Raw genomic sequence first — 1,299 nt, 5'->3', positions numbered from 1 at the left:
CAGCGCATCGACCGCCTGGCCGCGCAGCGCCAGCACCCTGCAGTAGCCATCGCCCCAGCCCAGCCAGAAGCTCTGGCCATGGCCCAGGGCGCTGTCGATCAGTCGATCCAGGAAGCTCGCCGCCTGCACGTCGTCACCGCGCCAGAGCAGGATGGGGATGACCGCCAGCGCCAGCGTCTGGCTGACTGCGAAATGGTGCCCGCCTCCGACAAAGGCCAGCACCTCCAGCGCCCGCTGCAGCGCGCGGTCCGCCCAGCCCTCCAGCCACAGGATGCGCGCCTGCTGGATGCCCATGGTCACTTGCAAGGGCAGATGCGGATAACGGTTGCTGCGCAGCTGGGTGTCGGCATATGCCAGCACGACGGCACAGTCCGCCCAAGCGGCGCGGTGATCGCCCAGGTAGTGACTGGCCAGCGCGCCGAAGCGGCGCCCGACCACGATGGCGCCTGCGTCGATCGGATCGTCCGGGTCCGGCGGCAGCTCGCCGAAGCGCCCGGCGCACGCGGCCAGACGCGGGTAGTCGCCACGGGCGAAGGCATTGGCGCAAAGGCACATCAGGTCCGTGCGCTGCTGCCGCGGTGAGCCGATGCGCGGCGAGAGCGCTTCCAACTGGGCCGCGATGTCAGACTGAAAGCCACGCGCCATGCGGCACTGAGCCTCCAGCATGCACGCGAGTGCCAGCAGCGCCAGTTCGAGCTGCGATGGCGTGCCGCCCTCCGCCCGCACGATGGCAAGGGCGCGCAAGGCCCGGGGCAGGAACTCGTCGTTCAAACCGAGTTCCAGCACCAGGCGACCCGAGTCGACGAGCAAGGCGGCACAGAGTGCCTCGTCACCGCCAGCGTGAGCGCCCCAGTCCAGCGCGGCGCGAATGTCCGGCAGCAGCGGCGCGTGGGCGGCCCGCCACGCAGGCAGCGGCACGCAATAGTTTTCCAGCTCTGCATTCGCGCCTACCAGCAGGCGGCGGCAGCAGATTGCGTGGCGCCTGCGGACCTCGTGCCCATCACCGTCGGCCAACAGTCTCTCCGAGGCGTACAGCCGGGCGACGAACAGCAGGCGGTAGCGCGGCACCTCGTCCGCCACGCGTTCCACCAGCGACTTGGCGACCAGATTGAGCAGGCTGGCCGTGACCCGTTCATGCGCGATGCGTTCGCAGCTCGCCAGCTCGGCTGCAGCCTCCAGCGTGAACGACGCGCGGAAGACCGACAGCCGGTGCAGCACGCGCTGCTCTTCCGGTGCCAGCAGGCCGTGGCTCCAGTCCAGCAAGGCCTGCAAGGTCTGGTGGCGCGGCAGCACGGTGCG

At 70.1% G+C, this 1,299-nt stretch carries 1 protein-coding gene; it reads right to left on the bottom strand.

Going from position 1 to position 1,299, the window contains the following annotated elements:
* Positions 1–1,299: winged helix-turn-helix domain-containing protein (locus FKP22_RS33200; RefSeq protein ID WP_211361679.1), on the bottom strand; the 1,299-nt coding region annotated here is incomplete at both ends.

The organism is Ideonella azotifigens (genome assembly GCF_006519715.1).
In the GTDB taxonomy this organism is placed as follows: domain Bacteria; phylum Pseudomonadota; class Gammaproteobacteria; order Burkholderiales; family Burkholderiaceae_C; genus Ideonella; species Ideonella azotifigens.
Note: the sequence above shows the minus strand (reverse complement) of the source record. Positions and strands in the feature narration are given on the sequence as shown.